The sequence below is a fragment of the Amycolatopsis nivea genome, assembly GCF_004522235.1.
GTDB classification, from domain to species: domain Bacteria; phylum Actinomycetota; class Actinomycetes; order Mycobacteriales; family Pseudonocardiaceae; genus Amycolatopsis; species Amycolatopsis nivea.
On record NZ_SDLT01000017.1, the window covers coordinates 54,794 to 76,842 of the forward strand.

The following is a 22,049-nucleotide window of genomic DNA, read 5'->3' on the forward strand; positions in this document are numbered from 1 at the left end:
GAGGTGCCCCCGCGATGAGTCTCATGGTGGACCCCAGCCTGAACTGGGTGTTCTACATCATCGCGGGCGACGCCTGGCCGCAGGGCGACGAGGACAAAGCCCGCGAACTGGCCGCCGAGTGGGATCAGGTCGCGCAGGAGATTTCCGCTGCTGGCACTGGTTTCAGCCAGCTGGCGGAGCAGGTAGTGTCCAATGTGGGCGGTGAGGTGGCGACCAACTTCGCCGACTACGCCAACAAACTCAGCACCATGGGCGCCGGTTTCTCCTACCGCGCCCAGCAGCAAGCCGCCGCCCTGCGCGAATACGCGTTGAATGTGGAAAACGCAAAATACGGCATCCTCATCTCCATCGCCGTCACCGCAGCGGACCTGATCTGGGCGATGACGAACCCGTTCACCGCCCCGCTGATCCCGGGAATCTGGGCCGCCGGGCGGACCGCGGTGATGCAGATCGAACGCTCGCTGATGTCGCGCCTGATGAGCCTGCTGTCGAGGGTCGCGCGAGAGGCCGCGCAGGAAGCCGCGGAAGAGGCGGCAGAGGAGATGCTCGCCGAGTTCATCCAAATCGCGCAGGGCAACCGGGACGGCTTCGACTGGAAACAAATCGGCCAGAACGCCGCGCTGGGCGCGATCGGCGGCGCGTTCGCCGCGGGCGCGCACAGCGGCCTGGGCAAGTGGGGCCACAACGTCTTCGGCGCGGCCGGCGTCGAAGCGGCGACCGAGGTAGTAGTCGGCCTGGCCGGCGCGGGTCTGTTCGGCGGAGACCTGGACAGCCTGGGCTGGGGCGCCCTGAACGGCGGCCTCAGCGGCGCCGCTACGCACGGCGCCCATCACGCGGGCCAAAACCTGCACGACAAACTCACCGGCGGCGGTGGCGGCGGTGAGGGGAAGGGCCCGAACGACCCCGGCGGGGAGAACGGGACCGGGAACATCAAGGTGGACCCGGTCAACGGCCCTAACGGCCTTGGCGGTTCCGGCGATCCGAGGGGTCTCGGCCCTGGCGATTCGGGCGGCTCCGGTCCTGGTGGCTCTGGCCCTGGCGGCTCCAACGGCTCTGGCCCCCATGGCTCCGGCGGCACCGGCCCTGGCGGCGCTGGCCCTGGCGGCTCCAACAGCTCCGGTTCCCATGGCTCCGATGGCACCGGCCCTGGTGGCACCGGCTCCGGCGGCACCGGCCTGGGCGGCACCAACAGCTCCGATCCACACGGCTCCGGCGGCTCCGGTTCCCGTGGCTCTGGCCCTGGTGACGCCAACGCCCCCGGCAATTCCGGCCCGGGCGGCGCTAATAGTTCCAGCAACTCCGGCAACAACGCCCCGCACAGCGACGGCCAGAACAACTCCACCTCCCCAGACACCAACTCCGCCAGCAACTCGCCTGGCAGCCAGAACTCCCCCAACGGCTCGACGACCGGCGGTGCCTCGAACTCCGCGCCCGGCACGCCCAACCCCACACCCGACGCACACTCGACGAACGGCAACCCGTCGACCGGAGACCCCGCCACCAACTCAAGCTCAGCGAACGCCTCCCACACCCCAACCTCACCCGGTGCCAACTCCCCTTCAACGGGCGACCCCAACTCCGCGAACAACGCCCCCCACTCCGACCCCACCACCAGCAACGCTCCCGCGAACGGCTCGGCCAGCAATCCCGCGCCGCAGTCACCCGGCAGCAACCCCGCTGGTTCGTCCGGCAGCACGAACGACAACACCCCCGCCACTGGCTCGACCCCTCCCAGCAGCGGCCCCAGCACCGGAAACCAGGGCGGGAGCAACACCACCAGCCCCACCCCCGACCAGAACCCCGGCACGAATGGCGGCCACAACACTGGCCCTGGCACGAGCGCTGGAAACCCGAGCACCAGTCCCGACGCAAATGCCGGAAACCCCAGCACCAGTTCCAACACAGGCGCCGGGAACCCCAACACCAATCCCGACGCAAATGCCGGGAACCCCAACACCAATCCCGACGCAAATGCCGGAAACCCCAGCACCGGTCCCAACGCAGGCACCGGGAACCCGAGCATCAATCCAGGCACGAACTCCGCCCCGAATCCGGGCGCGAACACCGGTCCCGGCACCAACCCGTCGCCCAGCACGATCACCAACCCAGGCACCAGCACCAGCCCGTCCCCCGGCACCAACCCCGGAGCCAGCACCAACCCACCCTCCGGGGCAAACACCAACCCCAGCACTAGTCCGAACCCCGGGGCAAACACCAATCCCAGTGGCAGCACAAGCCCGTCAACCAGCACAAACACCAGCCCAGGCTCCACTCCCGCCAATCAAGGCACGAACGGTGCCGACCACCACGCCGCGCCGCCCCCGTCCACGCCGGACTCGGTCAAAACCGGGACCCCCACCCCGCCACCGTCCACACCCACCCCCGCCGGGCCGCGAGACTCGACCCCTTCGACCCCGGATTCACCGGCCAACCCCGCCACCAGCCCATCACCGAGCGGCCACCCTGTCTCGCCGCCCGCGACCGGCGCCACCCACACGCCCACCCCGCACCACGACACCGGCCTCCCCGGCTTCGGCGGCCAGAACGCGTCCCCGCACTCCGTCACCGACACCAGCCAGGCGAACGGCTCTTCGAACCCGACGCCCCGCCCCGGTCCGGACACCGCCCCCGACCCGTCCGGCCACACCGGCCCGGTTCCCTCGACCAACGCTTCTTCAAGCTCGTCGCCCGGCCCGAACGTCACCGCCTCCCCGGCCCCGTCCGCTCAGCATGGCCCCGAGACGAACTCGTCACCTGACTCCGTCCGCACCCCGAACACCAGCCCGAGTTCCACCAGCACCAACCCGGACCCGGCGACCGCCCAGCAGACCAAGCCGGTGCCTCCGCCGACGTCAACCAGCGTCAAGGGCATCGACTCCACCCCAAGCCCCTCCCCGAAAACCACCGTCGACGGCTCGAACCCCGCAACCGAACCGAGCCCCGTCCGGACCTCGGTCACCGGCCCGACGACCGGCAACCTCAACCCGGCAACCAACCCGGGCTCCAGCACCGATCCGAACCCAGCCGCGAAACCCGTCTCGAGCCCTGCCCCCGGCCCGGAGCCGACGACCAAGCCGAGCCCCACCCCGGACCCGAGCCCCACCGCCGACCCGAGCGCCCACAGCAATCCGGCCACCAACCCCAGCCCAAGCCCGGCCCCCAGCCCGGATCTGGCAGCGAAGCCCAGCCCCGCCGCGGATCTGAATCTCACCCCGTCTCCCAACCCGAACGTCACTCCCAACCCGGGCACCGATTCGCATCCCGCCACTAACTCCGACCCATCTCCGGCGACCAAGCCCAGCCCCGCCACAAACCCGAACAACGCTGGCAACCTGGGCACCCGCACCAATCCCCATCCGGCCACCAACCCGAGCCCGACTACACACCCGGACCCGGCCGCCAACCCGAGCCCGGCTACCCGGCCGGACCCGGCCAGCAATCCGAACCTGGCACCGTCTCCGGGCCCGAACCTGACCACCAACCCGGATCCGAAGACAGGCACTAACCCCGCTGCCGAACCCAGCTCGAGGCCGAACGCTCCCGGCAGTCCAAGCCCTGACCGCTCCGCCAATCCCACCGGTGACCCGGTCACCGATTCCAGCCCGAACCCGCCTGCGAAGCCAGCTTCCGAACCGAAGCCGTCCGCCAACCCGGCGCCGGCCGTGAATCCGCGCGCAGCCACATCACCGAAACCCGGCTCGGATTCCACCAGCTCTGCGAAGCCCCAGCCGACTCCGGACGACGCCAACAACAACCAACCGCCGAACCCGGCGAAGCCGATCGGCACGAAGCCCACTCCGGCCCCGCGCTCCCGCGACAACACCACGCCGCGCCGGGACCTTCACACTCCAGTCGCGTCACCCAAGAGGCCCGCGGCAACACCCGAGAGCCCCAACCTCCACACCCCAGTCGCAGCGCCCAAAAAGCCCGCGACAACACCCCAAAGCAGCAACCTCCACACCCCAGTCGCAGCACCGAAAAAGCCGACCCCCGCCGCCGGCCCGGGGCCGAATGTCGGCAAGCAGCCGCCTATCACCGGCGGGAAGGGCGACTTCGCTCAGCACCTCAAGAACTTCAAGTTCACCGTCGTGCACGAAACCGGCATCATCGGCAACCTCGGCACCCGCAACGAGAACAACCAGGACAGCATCGGCGTCGTAGCCACCGTCGCCGCGACTCCGGACGACAATCTCCAGGCCATCGCGGAAAAGTACGCAGGCGGGTTCACCGGGAACTCCGCCGACGGACGGTTCGGCCTGGTCATCGGGATCAACGGCACACCAGGCTCGGAACAAGCGATCAACCAGAAAATCCAGCAATTCCAGAATACCTGGGACAACCGCTTCCCGGTAGCGATTATCGGGTTCACCTGGAAACACCCGAGCAACCCGAACATCGACCAGAAGACCATCCCGTACGGCGGCATCCGCGAAACGATGGTCCGGAATCCGGTCACCGAGCAGCTCGTCGGGCAAATCCGCGAAGCGGGCGGGACCAACGAGGTCTACCTGCACACCGGCGACGCCGACGTCCACTCCCTCAACACCCGCACCGGGCCGCTGTTCGACGCGGTCAATACCGTGGTCCAGCAGAATCCCGAAGGGCCGCCGGAGGTGATCAGCGGCGGGTACAACGTCCGGCCCGAGGACGGGGATCTCGCGAATCGCGCGGCGCAACTGGATCTCGACGTGCGACAGGCGCTCGCCGGGGTGGACTCTCGGGCGGTTTACTTCCCGGAGCCGAACACTTTTGTCCGGATGGAGGGCAACAAGCTCGAGAACGACGCGACCTTCGGCACCAAAAACCCGAACACGGGGAATTTCGATTACGGTGCCAAGGAAGGCCAGGGCCTGATCGATTCAGTGCTGTCGCAACGCAATCCGAGCTGGCAATACAGCGACCATCCGACGGCGATCGCGAAGTTCTCGTCCGATCTTGCCATTCAGACCAACGGCACCCGGATCGCGAGCAAGGTCGGCACCGATCCGAACGGGATCACCGCACTGACTCAAAGCCACGCCAACGAAACGACGTGGTCCGATCTGCTTGGCCATTATCTCGGCAACCACACGACGCTCGACCCCAATCTGGCGAAGATCGCCGCGAAAGCCGCGTTCCACGGGATCACTCCGAGCGGGCCGAATCCGAACCGGCCGGAGGTGTTTTCCGAGGTTGTCGCGAATTTGCCCAAGAACGAGCGCACGTCGCTGGTCAAGGGCATGAAGGAGAACGTCGAGGACGGCAAGAAGCTCGCCGATCTGACGCTCGCCACCCGGCAGGCGCTGGTCGACAATCTCAGCGGAAATCGTCCGGCGACCACGCAAACTCCTGCTGCTGCGCCCAAAAACAACGGGCAGGCAAAGGAAACACCGAAGCCGAACCCGAAGACGCTGCCGGGTCCGAAAGACTGGAACGGTCGTCGCGACACCGCGCCGGTTACGCGGTTTTCCTCGGAGCGGTTCGATCCGATCAAGAAGATCGCCGGGCAATTCACCGGAAACCGCGACGGGCTCAAGGGCGGGCAGCTCGCCGGGGCGATGGCGCACATCCGGTTCGACGTGCGGCGGTTCGAGATCGCGCCGGGCCAGTGGGTGCGCGAGCACACCATTCCGATCGACCTGACCTCGCATTCCGGGTCGGTCACGCCGCAGCAGCGAGAGCAATTCGTCCAGGACCTGCGGCAGCATCTCGAAGACTGGGTCAACCAGTCGTCCCGGCTGCCCGGCGGCGACCAGCTGCATCTCCGGCTCGACGTCCGCGTCACCGACGACATCCACCCGGACGACACCGGCTGGCAGGCCGACCCCAGCCGCCGGGTCCCGGTCAACGTGCACGATTCCACTGTGGACCCCGACACCCCGGACACGAACCAGCTCAACTGGGACGTCCACGACTCGCCCTTCGGCGTCACGCACGAGCTGATGCACTTCATCGGCCTCGGCGACGGCTACAAGAACGACGAAATGCTCTTCAACCGCCAGGACCAGCCTGGCGTGATGGGGCCGGACGCGTGGCACGATTCGCGGCTCAACCCGGGCAACCTCGCGCAGATCGAGCAGGTCTCGAACACCGCGAACATCCGCGATCACCACCTCGGCGACGCCCCCGCACCGAACCCGACGCCGCACCAGGACGACCACCGCTCGCAGCCAGATCCGGACAGCAGGCCGAACCTGCACACCCCTATCAAGGCCCCGCAATCCGACAGCCAAACACCGAACCAGGACCACGCTCAGCCCGGGCCAGACCACAACGCCCCCACGAACACAGCGGAGCAAAACCAGAACCAGCAGGACGCCGTACTCGTAGCGGACGAGCAATCCGAGGAGGAGCCCGACACCCGTCCCCTCGCCGACCGGCTGCCCGAGTTCGTCCGCGACGGCAAAGCGCTCGGCTCCGTGGTCCCGGTCGACGTCCGCGGCGCCAAAGACGTCGGCACGAGCATCGAAAACCTGATCCAGCGCCTCAACCCGAAGCAGCAGAACCCGCCGCAAATACACGGCATCGACGCGATCACCGATTCCCTGTCCGGCCCTGAGTTCGAGTCCTTTATGGGCGACGGCCGCAAGCAAATGGTGCGCGCCGGCGAGAAATGGTACGAGGTGCACGTCACCGCGGAGCCGGACTTCAGCTCCGTCAACGCCGACCAGATCACCAAACTCCCGCAACCGACCATCGGCGACGTCAAGAACGAGGTCAAGACCACCCACGCAAGCCCGAACACCGACACTACCGCGAAAGTCGTCGGCTCCTCGTACTTCGCGTTGTTCCCGGCCGGACCGTACGCGTCCGTCGGCGGCACCGCGCAGCTCGCCAGCCCGTCCGCGGAGCACACCGGCACCACGACCGGGACCGATCAGCGGGTGATCCGCACGGCGGGCGACATGCAGCGGGCCGACGCTCCGGTCACCTACCGCATCACGGTGCGCAACGAAACCGGCGGCCTGGTCGGCTCCACAGTGGACGGACAAGTGGGACTCGTCCTCTCCACCGACCTGTCCAACCTGAAGCAGGAACCGACGGTCGGGCCCGCGGAGCCGAAGCCGGACTGGGCCAAGAAGATCGAATTCCTTTCTCCGGAAGCGGTCGACTTCGACGAGAACGCGCTCTTCGATCAGGTGAGCAAGAACCTGCATCCGTCGGTGACCAAATTCGGTGCCCCGGGCCGTACCTCGTTGCGGGAATTCCTCAGCCGCGGCGGGGTGCGCGGCATGCTCGGCACCGCGATGCAGGGCAGTCCGGTGGTGTCGAACGACCTGCTCAGCCCGCACGGTGCCCACCGTGACGCGGTCCAGCTGGCGGCGCGGCCGACGAAGGTCGAATACCTCGGCACAATTCCTGGCGACAGCGAACTGCGCTTCAACGATTCCTCGGTAAACGGCGGAAGCACCACCGTCTCGTCGAAATACGGCGGCGAGGTCAATGCGATCTTCGGCGGCGGTTCCTATGTACCCGGGACGGTCGGCGGCGTCGGCGGGGTCAGCGGCAGTTATTCCCGGAAGGTCAATCAACAGTCCACAAGCGGCACCAGCTTCACCAACAAGTCCACGGTGAACGCGAAGGGCGACATCGGCCTGTACAAGGTCACCGTCGACCTCGAGGTCACCACCTCAACCGGGGAAACGACCACGATCCAGGCCACTTCGTACACGCGGATGGGCTTGCCCGAGGCGAAAGCCCAGGGGCTTCCGGTGCCGAAGAATACCTCGCCGAAGTTCAAGGACGTCGGCGCGCGCTACGAACCGCCCTATCTCGCGGCGGCCATGGCGGCGGGCACTGCGCGGCCCGGATCGTTCGAACCGGCGACGCGCGTCCAGCCGCAGATCGAAAACGCGCTGCGGAACCTGCCGGGTGCGGACAAGTTCCTGCCCCGCTGGGACAAATTCCAGGGCGACAACCAAGGCTCCGGCCGGGACATCTCCGAGCGGTTCGCGAACCTGCGGAAGATCGCCTCCACGTTCTCGGTCGCCTCGCTGCGGGGCAAAATGGACAGTCTGTTCACGCAGGGCGTTTCAGCGCAGTTGAAGAAGCGCGGGCTGTTCACCGACGAGTACATCAACGTCACGGTGAAGGCGAAGCCGGGACCTGGCCGTCACCTCGGTCAGGCGGACGGCCGCTCGGTCAAGAACAGCAACGAAACCAGCCCCTCGCTGACCAGCGCGACCACCACCGAACGAGGCTGGTCGGTCGGTCTCGAAGGCCGCGTGATCATTCCGGGCGCCAGCGCCGGCGCGAACCTCGGCATCAGCCCGACCGTCAGCCCGCTGCAGTACTCGGACAACCGGACCTGGAAGAATTCCGGCGGCCCGACGGTGACCACGACGACCGGCAAGGGCGGCAGCCCGGATTCGCAGGTCTTCGAGCACGACGTCGAGTTCGAGGTCGAGATCACCAGCTACACCCGCCACCGGCCGTGGGTGCGGCGGCTGACGCCCGGCTCGCCGTTCCGGGTCACGCCGAAGGTGTCCACAGTGGCCAAAACCGGCGATCCCGGCCTGCCGAAGATCGACGGCAAAGTCGACTTGTGGATCAACGACGGCGCCGCGCTCGCCAAGGACCCGGCCGAATTCACACCGGGCAAGCCGGGCGTCGTCTCGATGTCGCCGAACGATACCCCGAGCATCGACGACCTGCTGACCCAGCAGCAGAACCAGACGCCGCCGAAGTTCCTGCACGTGGAAGCGTTTGCGAACACCGAGGCGCTGCGGGACGAGGCGCTGCGCCAGCTCCAGCGCGCGGCCGGCGGCGACGCGGTGCTCGGCCTGCCGGGCAGCGAAGCGCGCGCCCGCGTGGACCGGATGTTCTCCCCGGAAAACTTCCGCGGCCTCACGCCGAAGCTGCTCAAGCAGGGCGGTACCGCGAACGGATTCCGCTACGACCGCCGCGTCGCGGACCGAGTCGGCGGCCTCGGCGTGGGCGTCTCGCTGAGCAATCCGAAGCTCGTCGCGGTTTCGGAAACCGGCGGCGGGGACCGGACGTATTCCGGCGGCTCGAAAGCCAGTTACGAAGGCACGCACAAGCAATCCGTCGAAGCCAACGTGCAACTCGGCCTCACCATCCGGCCGCCGGGCAGCGACACCCACGGCCAGGGCCAGTTCTTCGGCACCGCGAAATGGAGCCCGTGGCAGCGCAGCTCCGGTTCGTCCCAGGAGATCACCGCGAGCGTCGACCACACCAACCGGTCCTCTTCGGACAGTCGCACCGTGCTGGTGCAGTACGATTCGAATGTCCGGCTGATCGCGGAAAGCCGCCAGGAAGGCCTGGTCAACGGATCGATTTCGCGCGCGGGTGCGGACGTCCATCTGCCGGGTTCGGTCTTCGTGGCGATGACCGAGGACGAGGCACGCGCGGAAGGATTGCTGCCGCCGGTCGAACCGCGCACCCCGGCACCCGGCACACTTTCGGCTCCGCCGCTGGTAGGCGGCAAGTCCAGCTCGCTCGGCTCGGCGGTGCTGGAAGACGCACCCAACCTGACGAAGCTGGTGCAGGACGCCCGGCAGCAGCTCGGCAAACTCGGCGACAGGCTGCTGCCGAAATCGGTGCTGAACGATTCGATGAACAACCTCCAGCGCACGCTCGACACTGCCTCTCCGGAAGCAGTCACGTCCCTTGTGGACAGTGCGCTCGACGGCGGCGTGTCCTTGCTGGCACAAGACGCGGGCGTGCTCTGGACCGACAATTACCAATTGCAGCTCAAAGCGAAGATCCTCGACACGCAGTTCCTGGGCGTGAAGCACGACGGCAGCGAGGTCGACCACGTCGTCAACTCGACTCAGACGGACAAAAAGAATTCCGGCCACGGCTCGTCTTACGGCGGACAAGTACGAGGCGCGGGCCGCGGTCTGTTCCAGGACAGCCAGCCCAAGGTCAGCGGCTACGACGGCGCGTACCTCGGCGCTACCGGGACCCGCGCGAAGACCGACCAGACCGTCGAGGCCAAGACCACGACCACCGCGTTGACCTCCTCCTCGAGCGGACCGTCGGCGCGGTACCAGCACCAGGTCCAGTTCGAGCTGGTCGTCGCCCGGGACGGGCGCACCTACCCGGTCGCTTCGCAGGAGGCGACCGTGACGTCGCGGTCGTCCGCGGACGACCACCGGATCTCCGGCGACGAGCAGTACCACACCAAACTGTACGGATCGCGGACGACCGAACTCAGCGCCACGGAGTCCACTCAGGACCGTCTCCAAGCGTGGCAGCAGGAAGGTTTCGGTCCCCTGCCGAAGTCTTCGACCGTGGAAGGGATCCGTGGCGCCGCGGATGTGCGGGCCGGCGCCATCCGCGCGTTGCGGCTCGCCGGCGCGGGCAACGGCCTCACCGGACCCGGCACTGGCGCGCACAACACGCTCTCGTCCTCAATCACCAACGAAACGCTGCAAGCGCATCTGCCGAACATGGTCGGCAAACCCTTCGCGACCCCGGATCTGCATTCCTCCGCGGTAACCGGCAGCAGCCACGCCTCGGTGAAGGTCTACACCCGCGTGGTGAAACCGGATCTGACCGGACTGAGCGATTCGGTCAAATTGGAGCGTTCGGACCAATCCGGATCCACTTTCACCGGCGAGGCCAAGGAAACGGTCACCGGCGAACAGCAGGGCAATATCGGCACCGGCGGCATCACCGACCCGGGCCGGAACACGCATGCCTGGGGCGGGCTCGACGTGCGCGGCCCGGTCGGGCAAAGCGATCCGACGTCCAGCACCGCCGCGGCGCAGCGGTCCGTCGTCGGCAAGGACAAGGGCCGGACCGGGCTGGTCGGGTTCGACGTCGAGTACCGGATCGTCGCGACGGTCGACGGCAAGACCGCGGCGGTCGAGGTGCGGGTGCCGCAGTCGTCGCGGACGCGGATGAGCGAAACGGACCTGGAACAGTCGCTCGGCCAGCCCTTGCCGGAGACGCTCACCTCGGCGCAGGACGCGGTGAAGAAGGCCGCCGAGGATTGGCGCACGGCGGAAGAGGAACTCGAAAAGGCACAGCGCGACTACGACGATGCGTGGCTGTCCGAAAACGACAACGTCCGCACTACGACCGACGGCGCACGCGGGCTGCACCTCCCGGCCGACGGCAATCCCGTGCAGCAAATGCGGCAAGCCGTACAGACGGCGCAGAACGAAGCTCGCGACGTGGGCCAAGCCTTGCGCGCAGGCAATGACGAGATCACCCGGCTCAACGAACTCGACGAGCAGCTTCTGTCGCTGGCTCTCGGCGAGGAACCGGGTTCTGTCGAGCAAAGCGATCTGGTCGCGAGGGCCTGGGACGCGCAACGGCAGGTCCAGCAGATCCGGAACGAGCAGGCGAACCTGGTCCAGCAGCGGCAGGCCGCGCAGGATCGCGCCGCGGAAATCCTGGCTGTGCTGGACGAGTACCGCAACAATCACACCGACCACACCGCGCGGCAGGACGATGCGGCCAACCGGATCCAGGAAGCCCGCGACAAAGCCGACGAGGCGCTGCGGAAATGGTGGCAGGCTAAGTCCGAAGTGGACAGCCAGATCAACGCGCACGCCTGGCCGCGTCCGGCGGAGAACACTGTCGAAGAACATCGCGAAGGCACTGTCGAAGCGAACGACACTGTGTCCGGTTGGGACACTGACACCGACCGGCCGTACAGCTTCGACCCGCACGAAATCCAGGTCCGCCAGATCACCGACGGCTCCGGCCGGGTTCGTGCTGTCTCGTTCCTTCCGGCGAACGAGCACACCGAAAGCGTCGAACGAGACTGGGTAGCCAACAATTCCGGTACGGTCAGCACCCTTCCGCAAGGCGCGACACCGGAGAAGTTCGATCCGCTTCTGAGGCAGGCCAACGCCAACGGGGCGACGCCAGAACTGTCCGGCCGCCGGTTCGGCGACTGGGCCGACCACACCGCGGCACCGTGGGACGACGACTCCCTCTTCGTTTTCGCCCACGGACGCGAACAGTCGGTCAAGGTGACTTTGCTGGGCGGCAAGACTGTGCGAGTCGACGGCGATACGTTCGCCCGGATCGTCGCGCAGGCCGCGCCGCTGGCGCAGTCCCATTCGGTCACGCTCATCGCATGCAGCACCGGCCAGACCGACGGACCAGGCGGACTGGCCCACGACTTCCAGCGAGCACTCAGCGAACTCGGCGGTCCGTCCACAGTGCACGCGCCGACCAAGCCTGCGTTGTTCGGCCGGGATTCGGCAACGCTCGGCAAGGCCATCGGCGCTAAGGACGGCTTCACCACAGTCACCGACGGCGGTCATTTCCGCACCTTCGGCGATCCTTCAATGCAGTCCACAACAGACAGTGCGACGCCCGTCGAGGAAGCCCGTTACTCCTCACCCGAGGATCTCGTGGCAGACCTTCGGCAGACCGCAGTCAACGGCCCAGCGCCAGCGCCGTTGCTGGGACCTGACCTGTTCGGCCTGTACCGCGCTCCGGAGCCGCCGGAATTCCTGCGCGGACACGACTTCCGGACCCTCACCGCCGGACAGGGCATCAGCTTCCTGGAACTGCTGGACCTCGCCAAGGGCTACCAGCTGAGCAGTGAACACTTCGATCCCGCCAACCTCGACGACAATCGCGACTGGACCCTCGAGAAGGAACGACCGGACGAGAAGCTGTCCGCTTGGGCGCCCGGCAACGTCGAACCGCTCGCCAAGACGACGTCCACCCCCTTGCTGATGCACTCGATCTGGCTGGGCGGACCGCTCAAGGACACCGGCACGATGCACGCCTTCCGCCGCAACTTCGGCGACGCGGCGGACCGGCTCGGCGACGGCATCGTCCCCGTACTGTGGACGGACGTCCCGCGCTGGCAAACCGAACTGGCTCTGACCACCACCGCCCCGGAAGAGGGCCCGGATCCGCTGCACGACGTCCGGGACCTGCTGCGCTGGGCCGGCGAGCACCGCGTCCAACTGGTCAATGTGGACGAAGTGTTCACCAGCGAGCATCCCATGCGGACACAGGAGTTCTATCTGTCCGAAGTGGCCAAACAGACCGGCCCGGGGTTCGCGGCGGCGAGCGACATCCTGCGGCTGGAGCTGATGCACCGGTTCGGCGGTCTCTACACCGACGGCGACAATGTCGTGCACGGCCTGGACGACGTCGTCCGCGCCGCCGAGTCCGACGCCGGCTACGCGGTGCACCGGGTCGGCGGGAACATCGCGAACTCGGCGTTCACCATGTCGAAAGGACACCCGTTCGCCTCGTCCTATTTGGACCAGCTGCGGGACAACTACGGGCAGACGCAAGCGAATCTGATGCCGCGCGAAGTGGACTCGCTCGGCCAGGGCTTCTTCGCCACGCCGCTGGGCCGGGTGCACCGGCAGTCGGTGATGTACCGTTCCGGCCCGGTCGCGATGACCGAAACGGCCCGGCGGATCGGCCTGAGCTCCGCGCTCGAACTCCCGGGCATGACGGAGATCCGGATGAACAGCGACCACAGCTGGCTCCTGCCGCCGCAGGGCGATCCGGCCCCGCTGGCGGACCGGTTCGAGACGCTGGAGCTAACCCAGCGCGTGATCCAGACGCTGGTGCGCGGCCTGCACAACCGGGACGGTGACCTGCATCTGACCGCGGTCGAACCCGCGGTGCACCGGCACGCCGACCCAGATCTGGTGTGGCACGCGGCGTTGTCCTACATCGCGGCGAACCCGGAGCTGTCCGCCCTCGTCCGCACCGTGACCGACCGCAGCAGTTACACCGGCAAGGTGCACGACGTTCCGCTCCCGCCCGCTGCCCGCGCGCTGCTGACCGTCGACGACAGCCGCGTGCACTACCACCTCGGCGAGGTCCAGCGCGGCGCGACGATGCAAGCCGCAGACGCCGTCCTGGTGGCAGATACGCCGCTGGATAACCTGATCTCCCGCCTGCGTTCGACGGACGGCCCGGTCCCGCCGGTCGAGGTCACCGGAACCGGACCGAACGGCCGAGCACACGCCACCGCCGCGGCGCGCGAACTGGCCGGCAAGCTCGCCGATGCCTTGGGTTCCGACGTGCTGGACCGCGTCCCGGTGAAGATCCGAGTGTCCGAGGGGGGCGGTCAAGTCAGGATCGCTTTCGGCCCGGGTATGTCGACTGGCACGCCAACGCCGAGGGTTTTCCGCGGCCTGGACGACTCCCCCGCACCCGCGACACCTCGGCCATGGACACCTGACGGCCGTACCGTGGGGGTCCACTACGGACCGTCCGATGTGTCCGTCCCTAATGGATCGTCCTTCTTGACCACTGACGCAACAGCGATCCGAAACTTCACCGAGCAGTTGCGTATCGACGGCACAGACCGTCCAGCCGACGCCGTCCGGCTGCCCGCGGCCGAACACCCGACTGCGGATTACTTGCTCAGCGGCACCCCCGACGCGGACCTGATGATCGAAGAACTGGTGCGCACCGCCACGCACCGCTGGTGGTTCCGTCCGACGCCGCCGGCCGGGCCGATCCCGCTGAACGACCGGGACGGCACCGCCAAGCTGCTCGGCTGGGTGCTCGCGGAACTCGGCCGCGGCGAATCGGCGGCTTCCCTCGCCGAGGACGTCGCGCGGCACGAACGACCGGACCTGATCTGGACCGCCGCCCGCGAACTCGCCGCGCTGTCCCCGCAACACGCCGACCTGGCCGAGCAGCACGCCGTCCTCCATCTGCACGGCGTGACCGACACCTTGCTGGGCAAGCCGGACGCCGCCGGAGTGCTCTCCGACCTCGCCCAAGCGACCCGAGACGGCGCGGACGTCACGCGGATCGCCGAGGCAGTCGAGGTCCTGGAACGGCATGGCGCCCTGGACGCCGTCCTGAGCGCCCCCGGCGGCCGAGCCTTGCTGCTCGAAGAACTCACCCGGCTCGCCAACCGTCCGAACCCCGATGGTTACGCCCGCGACCTGGCCGCCGTCATCCAGAAACTGGCCGCGAAGGATCTGCCCGCGGCCGCCTTCCGCACTGCGCTGCGGAATGCCCTCGACGGCCCGAGGACGCGCCCGAGGCCGCACCGGCTGAGCGTCGTCGGGCTGGGCTGGCTGGACCGTTGGCATACGGCCGCAGCCATCCGCCGGTACCAGGCGGAGGAACGCGCGGCGTCCGCTCGCCAGGCCGCTGAACTGGCCGAACTGGCGCAAGGAAGTCCCAGCCATGAGTGAAGCCCGCCCGGTAGATTCATCGGACGCGAAGGAGGCGCCAGCGATGTCCGAGGACCAGTGGGTGCTGCTGGTCGACCCAGCGTGGACGGCCGACGGCAGCGAGGCCCCGACCCCGCCGCCGGAGGCCGTGGTCGGCGGCTGGCTCGCGCGCGAAGACGGGTCCGTCAGCCGCTTCGAGCCCAACCCGTCCTACGAACCGTCGGCGGAAGACTCCCCGACCGACCCGCTGGACGCCGTGCTCCGCCTGACCGCGCGCGGCGAGGCGGACTTCGATCAACTGGCCGCCGTCTTCCGCGAATCGGCCTTCGCGGTGGCTGTGGATACCGATGAGTCTCCGCTCGTCGCGCCGTCGCCGGACAACATCCCTTGCCTGCTCGTCACGACCGCCCCGGCACACCGTCGCCGAGTGCGCGCCGCTGGTTGGCGTCCGGCTGGTCCTGTCGATCTGCTCCGTTTGCTGAACGACTACGACGGGGTTGACCTGCTTCTCAATCCTGGGGCGCCGGGGTGCCTTCGGCTGCTGGCTGACAGCGTGCGGGAGATCATGAGCTGACCGGCGGGTCGGTGCTCAGCGGACAGATCGCTCCGGGCTGGCGGCAGGCGGGGCGTGCACCGGACGCATGCCACCCCCCAGCTCACAACGGCACCGACCGCACCGGCGAAGCGCCTGGCTGGCTGTCCACCGAAAGCCAGTCGTTCCGCGTCGCGTGCAGAGCGAGCTGGAACCGGTTCGCCGCGCCCGTGCGAGCCATCAGGTTTTCCAGGTACCGGAACATCGTCCGCCTGCTCACGCCGAGCACCCGGGCGACCTGGTCGTCGGTGAGGCCGGCGGCGAGCAATGCCAGCAGCCGTCGTTCGCTGGGGCGGATCTCCGGGCCGGAGGTGTCGTCGGCGAGGCCTAGCGGCAGCGCGACTTGCCAGCACATGTCGAACAAGCCGGCCAGTGCGTCGAACAGGCCGCACGAGCGGATGAGCAGCACAGTGCGGTCCGCGCCGGACAGGGCTGCGCAGTCGTCGACGATCAGCAGTTTCACCGGGACCTCAGGCAGCACCCGGGCCTCCTCCCCGCGTTTGCCGCAGGGCAGGATGTTTTCCTCGACGTACTCGGGGCGTTCCAGCGCGAGCCGCCCGTAGACGGCGCGGTAGCGGACGCCGCGGGCCAGGTTCTCGAGTTCGATCTCGTTGGCGTCCGCGTCGGCGTAGTACGGCGGCGAGTCCAGGCCGCGGACCTCCTTCCGCGCCGCTCGTTCCAGTTGCTGCACCCGTTCGGCGGCAGTGGTTCCGCTGACTACCTCGATCATCGAGTCGGCGTCGTAACGGACCGCATGTCTTCGGTATTGCTCGTACAGCCGGGTCATCGCCGCGCGGGCTCCGGCCAGCTCGGCCTCGCGTTGCCTGCTCAGCACTTCCAGCACCGGTTCCGGGCGCAGCGCGGACATCGGCGAGCCGGGGCCGTCGACCGGGCCGGCCAGTCCGATTCCGGCGAGCACCGTCAGCACGCGGCGCACTTCGCCGGGGTCGCGGCCGGTCTCGTGCGCTAGCCGATCAGGCGGAACCGGTCCCGACGAAAGTAGGTCGAGATAGATTTCTGCTTCGTCCGCTTTGAGCCCGAGCGTCAGGAGATGGCCGATTGCTTCGGGAACCATTCGGAGGCACCTCCACCGGGCTTGCCGACACCATTGCGCCACTGGCACCAGCGCGTCACCGCCAGGGCTGAACGAACTGTAGACAACGGGGCACCGAATGGCCCGACGCCGTTCGCAGGAAATTCCCTGGGAGGGATCGTGTCCCGTTCAGCCCGAAGAATCCTTGCCATGGCCGGTTTCGCGGCCTTGGCCTTGACCGCCCCGGCCCTGCCCGCCGTGGCCGCGCCCGCCGCGGCGCATCCGACCGCCCGCGTCTGCGCCGAGAAGGCGAAGCCCGGCATGGTCACGTGTTTCGCCGAACGCCAGACCGACACCATGCGCGCGCTGCTCTCCCCCGGCGCGCTGCCCAGCGGGTTCGGCCCCGCGGACCTGCGCTCCGCCTACAACCTCACCGCCGCCGGCAGCGCCTCGGCGACGGTGGCGATCGTCGACTCCAACGACGACCCGAACGCTGAATCGGACCTCGCGAGCTACCGCTCCACCTACGGGCTCCCGCCCTGCACCACCGCGAACGGCTGTTTCAAGAAAGTCAACGAAAACGGGCAAACCAGTCCGCTTCCGTCCGCCGATTCGGGCTGGGCGGGCGAAATCTCGCTCGACGTCGACATGGTTTCGGCGATCTGCCCGAATTGCCACATTCTGCTCGTCGAAGCGAACCAGCCGAGCATGGCCGATCTCGGCACCGCGGTGAACACCGCCGTGTCGATGGGCGCGAAGTACGTCTCGAACAGCTACGGCGGCGGCGAGGACGGCTCCGAACCCTCCTCCGACTCGAGCTACTTCCACCACCCCGGCGTCGCGATCACCGCGAGCACCGGCGACAACGGCTACGGCATCAGCTACCCGGCCTCGTCGCAGTACGTGACCGCGGTCGGCGGCACCTCGCTGACCCGCAACAGCAGCGCCCGCGGCTGGGGCGAAACCGCGTGGAGCGGCGCGGGCAGCGGCTGCTCGGGCTACGTGACCAAGCCCGCCTTCCAGAACGTGACGACCGCTTGCAGCAAGCGCGCGGTCGCCGACGTCTCGGCGGTGGCCGACCCGCAGACCGGCGTCGCGGTGTACCAGACCTACGGCGGCAGCGGCTGGGCCGTGTACGGCGGCACCAGCGCCTCCGCCCCGATCATCGCTTCGGTCTACGCCCTCGCCGGCACGCCCGGCGCGTCCGACACCCCCGCCGCCTACCCGTACTCGCACACCGGCAACCTCAACGACGTGACCTCCGGCAGCAACGGCAGCTGCTCGTCCTCGGTGCAGTGCAAGGCCGGCCCGGGCTGGGACGGCCCGACCGGTCTCGGCACCCCGAACGGCACCGCAGCCTTCACCGCGGGCACCCCGAGCGGCGGCGTCACGGCGAACAACCCCGGCAGCCAGAACGGCGTCGTCGGCACCGCGGCGAAGCTGCAGCTCTCCGCGTCCGGCGGCAGCGGCGGCTACACCTGGACGGCGACCGGCCTGCCCGCCGGACTGTCGATCAGCTCCGGCGGCCTGATCTCCGGCACGCCGACCACCGCGGGCACGTACTCGGTGACCGCGACCGCCAAGGACTCCTCCGGCGCCACCGGCTCCACCACGTTCAGCTGGACGATCGCCCCGACCGGCGGCGGCACCTGCTCCGGCCAGAAGCTGGGCAACCCCGGCTTCGAGAACGGCACCAGCCCGTGGACCGCGTCCAGCGGAGTCGTCAGCACGTCGTCCAACGGCGAGCCCCCGCACAGCGGCAGCTACCTCGCCTACCTCGACGGCTACGGCAGCGCGCACACCGACACGGTCTCCCAGTCGGTGACCATCCCCTCGGGCTGCCACGCGACGCTGAGCTACTACCTGCACGTCGACACCGCCGAGACGACCACCTCGACGGCGTACGACAAGCTCACCGTCAAGGCTGGGTCGACCACGCTCGCCACCTACTCGAACCTGAACCAGGCGAACGGATACCAGCTGCGCACCGTTGACATGTCGGCGTACGCCGGCCAGACGGTGACGCTCACCTTCACCGGCACCGAAGACTCGAGCCTGCAGACGTCCTTCTGCCTCGACGACACGGCGCTGACCGTGAGCTGACCCTGCACCGGAGGAAGGCCGTCCCGTACGCGGGGCGGCCTTTCCTTGCGGGGCAAGGAACTTTCACCTCGCGCGGATGCGGAATGCCTCAGCCGGGCTCGGCGGCATGTAGATCAAGCAGGATGCCGCCCGGTCACGCGCAGCCCTCGGTACCCACCGGCGACCGGTCCAGCATTGCCAGACCGTCGCCGTCGATCATTGCCACGCCGTTGCCGTAGAACAAATCCGAGGCCACTCACCGGCGGCCGCTTCCCGGCCAGGAAGCCGCGGCGTCACACCTCGACCACCTCCGCCAGAGTCGGCAGCGAGGGATGCGCCCCGTGCCGCGTCACCACGACCGCGGCTACTTTCGCTGCGAAACCACAGGCCGCCACCACATCCGCGGTCGTCGGCTCACCGGAGATCTCCGCGAGCCGGGCAGCAAGCGCCCCGACAAACGAATCCCCCGCGGCCGTGGTGTCGACCGCCCGGACCGCAACGGCAGGGACATGCGCGGACGACGAGGCGTCGAGCACCGCGCACCCCTCCGCCCCCAGCGTCACGATCACCCATCGGCAGCCCGCCGCGAACAGGTCAGCGCTGCCGCGTTGCAACCCGTTGCTGTCGAAGGGATCTTGGCCGGTGAGCTGCCGGAACTCGATTTCGTTCGCCACCACCACATCGCTGAACGGCAGCAGCTTCCCGGCCACGTCGGCGGCGGGCGCGGTGTTGAGTACCGTCAGCACCCCGCGTGCGCGAGCAGCCGCGAACGCGCGTTCCGTCGCGTCGGGCACCGCCTCCAACTGGCCTACTGCGACTCGAAGACCTGGCATCGCGTCGATCGCCGCTTCGGCTGTCGTTGCGGGGATGTCGGCGTTCGCCCCGGCCACGACAACGATCGAGTTGACGCCCTCCGCGTCGACGGTGATCGCTGCTCGGCCGGTGGGCAGCGGCGACCTTCGCACATGGGTGACGTCCGCGCCCTCGGCGACGAGGGCTTTCAGGTACTCGTCGCCGTCCTCGTCCTGGCCGACGCATCCGATCACCGCGACGTCCGCGCCGAGCCGGGCGGCGGCGACGGCTTGGTTGCCGCCTTTTCCGCCCAGTTCCCGGCTCGCCGAGAATCCCATGAGGGTCTCCCCTGGTTCGGGTATCCGCGGTGCTTGGACGATGTGGTCGACGTTGAGCGACGCGACGACCGCTACGACGGCGCTCATGCGGTCAGCCATCGCACCGGGACATCCCGCATCAGCCGGGCGACCGCGTCGGCCGGGACGCCTTCGGCTTCGAGCAGATCGGCGAAAACAGTCGGCACGAAGACCAGCCCGTTCCCGCCGTTGTGCGTCCACATCTGCTTGAGGAACAGGTCGTGCGACAACATGATCTGCTCTCCGAAGCCCTCGTGCACCCATCGCGCCACGGCGTGCGCGGTCTGGGAAACCGTCGGGGCCACGCCTTCGCCGGGGAACGAAATGTCGAGGCCGATCATGTCGAACTCCAGCAGCACGCCGCGTTCGAGCAGCTCGCGCTGGTAGCCGGGATCGTCGCCGGACGGATCGCTGTGCGCCAGCGCGACTTTGCCCGGCAGCGCACCGCATTCGTCCAGCACCAGGTCGAGCACCTCGTGCCCGCGGCGTTGCCAGCCCGGCATGTGGATGTTGAGCCCGACGTTCGGCCGGGCCGCCTGCGCGAGCGCCGCGGCGCGCAGCGAAGCCCGTTCCCCGTCGGTGAACAGCGGCGAGACGCCGACCTCGCCGATGACGCCGGCCCGGATTCCCGTTTCGCCGACGCCCTCGTCCAGTTCCGAGAGAATGCGCGCGGTCTGCGCTTCGACGGCGACCGCGGTGATGCGCTCGCCCTCGAATTTCTCCAGGTACGCACCGGTGCCCATGATGACGGTGACCCCGGTGGCCTCGGCCACCGCCGCCAGCGCTCGCGGGTCGCGGCCGATCGCCGCGCTGCCGGTCGCGTCGACCACCGTGCCGCCGCCTGCCGCGGCAAACGCGGCCAGCTCGCGCACGACACTCGCGTGGTCCTTCACCGCCACGTTGTCGGCGCAGCAGTAGGGATCCTGGCGAAGCAGGAACTGCCAGCTAGGCCCCACTTCCGCTTCGACGAGCCGCCGAGTGGAGGCGTAGGAGGGTTCGGCGACGGCGGAGGACAGGTCGTTGAAGAGGTGCTCGTGCGGCAGCACCAGCCCGAGGTCCGCCGCCTCGACCGCACCGAGGACGCCGCGCACCTCAGCCACGATGCACCTCGGCGGGCTGGGCGAGGACCGCCGGTTCGGCCGTGTGCCGGGACGGAATCATCGCGATCGCCGCGGCCGCCAGTGCCACGAGCGCGCCGAGGACGGTGACCAGGTGCAGGCTGGACCCCGCCGCGGGAGCGACGACCTCGAGCAGCAGCGACCCGATGAGCTGGCCGGCCGTGGAGGCCAGCCCCAGCAGCAGCAGGCCCAATCCGCGCACCAGCAAGGCCATCAGCGCGATCGACAACAGGCCGAGCGGCCCGCCGAAGTACATCCACCACGTGCCCGGCAACGCGAAGTGCGCGCCCGAAGCCGCCATCCGCACGACGTACACGAGGCCGAGCGCCACGAAGCCGATGAGGAAGTTCCAGGTGATGGAGATGAACATCGAGCCGGACAGCAAGCCGATCTCGGAGTTGCCCGCGGGCTGCCAGCCGGCGAGCAGGCCGCCGACGAACGGCATGATCGCCAGCGCGATCATGTGCGGGGCCGACCAGTTCGGGGACACGACCAGCACCGTGGCGCAGATGGCGAGGATCGCCCCGGCGATGCGCGGCGCGCTCATCGCCTGCTTGAACGGGACGCCGATGCCGAGCCGGTCGCACACCACGCCGGAGATGACCATGCCGGAGATCAGCGAGGTCTGGAAGATCGCCACGCCGAGGAAGCCCACCGTCACGCCTTCGGAGAGCACGATCACCGCGCCGCACAGGCCCGCGAAGAAGTTCCACCGCGGGATCTCGCCGCGTACGAGCTGACCCGGCAGCCGGAAGAACGCGGCGCGCGTCCGGGCCCGCGCCAGCACGATGACCAGCATCAGCACCAGGCCGGTGCCGAAGGACACCAGCGCGGCGGCGTGCCCGTCGCCGAGTTCGGTGCCGAGATGTCCGTTGACCAGCGACTGCAACGGGCCGAGCATGCCGGCGAAGACGGTCGCGATCGTCAGCACGACGACCGAGGTCGCGCGCCGGGTGGGTGACGTACTCATCGAATCCTCCTTGATCCCGAGTGCGCGCG

The 22,049-nt window shown here is 68.6% G+C and carries 7 protein-coding genes; 3 read left to right on the forward strand and 4 right to left on the reverse strand.

The genetic code is table 11. The annotated features are described in order from the left end of the window. The first annotated feature begins 14 nt into the window (after positions 1 to 14). Positions 15 to 15,098 (forward strand): WXG100-like domain-containing protein, encoded by a 15,084-nt coding sequence (locus EIZ44_RS21050; RefSeq protein WP_134730632.1) that lies wholly within the window; start codon positions 15 to 17, stop codon positions 15,096 to 15,098. A 43-nt stretch (positions 15,099 to 15,141) separates the two neighbouring features. Then, on the forward strand, positions 15,142 to 15,651 hold the full coding sequence (locus EIZ44_RS21055) for a type VII secretion system-associated protein (protein ID WP_205673249.1): 510 nt from the start codon (positions 15,142 to 15,144) through the stop codon (positions 15,649 to 15,651). A gap of 82 nt (positions 15,652 to 15,733) precedes the next feature. Here the strand turns inward: EIZ44_RS21055 and EIZ44_RS21060 are convergent, their stop codons facing one another. Further along, positions 15,734 to 16,744, reverse strand: a complete 1,011-nt coding sequence (locus EIZ44_RS21060; protein WP_037812648.1) for a helix-turn-helix domain-containing protein — start codon at positions 16,742 to 16,744, stop codon at positions 15,734 to 15,736. Between the two features lie 168 nt (positions 16,745 to 16,912). On the opposite strand from EIZ44_RS21060, the gene EIZ44_RS21065 reads away from it, so the two are divergent. Then, on the forward strand, positions 16,913 to 18,805 hold the full coding sequence (locus EIZ44_RS21065) for a putative Ig domain-containing protein (protein ID WP_134730637.1): 1,893 nt from the start codon (positions 16,913 to 16,915) through the stop codon (positions 18,803 to 18,805). A gap of 272 nt (positions 18,806 to 19,077) precedes the next feature. Here the strand turns inward: EIZ44_RS21065 and EIZ44_RS21070 are convergent, their stop codons facing one another. Genes EIZ44_RS21070 through EIZ44_RS21080 form a run of 3 tightly spaced genes read right to left on the reverse strand, consistent with a single transcriptional unit; the run spans position 19,078 to position 22,020 of the window. Next, a complete protein-coding gene (locus EIZ44_RS21070; protein ID WP_205673251.1) occupies positions 19,078 to 20,001 on the reverse strand; it encodes a ribokinase in 924 nt (307 codons plus the stop codon). Then, the gene (locus tag EIZ44_RS21075) at positions 19,998 to 21,032 is read right to left on the reverse strand and encodes a phosphotriesterase family protein (protein ID WP_134730641.1); all 1,035 of its coding nucleotides are present in this window, start codon (positions 21,030 to 21,032) and stop codon (positions 19,998 to 20,000) included. Before EIZ44_RS21075 ends, EIZ44_RS21070 begins: the two co-directional genes overlap by 4 nt. Next, positions 21,025 to 22,020 carry a DMT family transporter gene (locus tag EIZ44_RS21080; protein ID WP_043834132.1) on the reverse strand — a complete coding sequence of 332 codons (996 nt, stop codon included), beginning with the start codon at positions 22,018 to 22,020 and terminating at the stop codon, positions 21,025 to 21,027. The genes EIZ44_RS21075 and EIZ44_RS21080 overlap by 8 nt, the downstream gene beginning before the upstream one ends. Between the last annotated feature and the right edge of the window lie 29 nt (positions 22,021 to 22,049).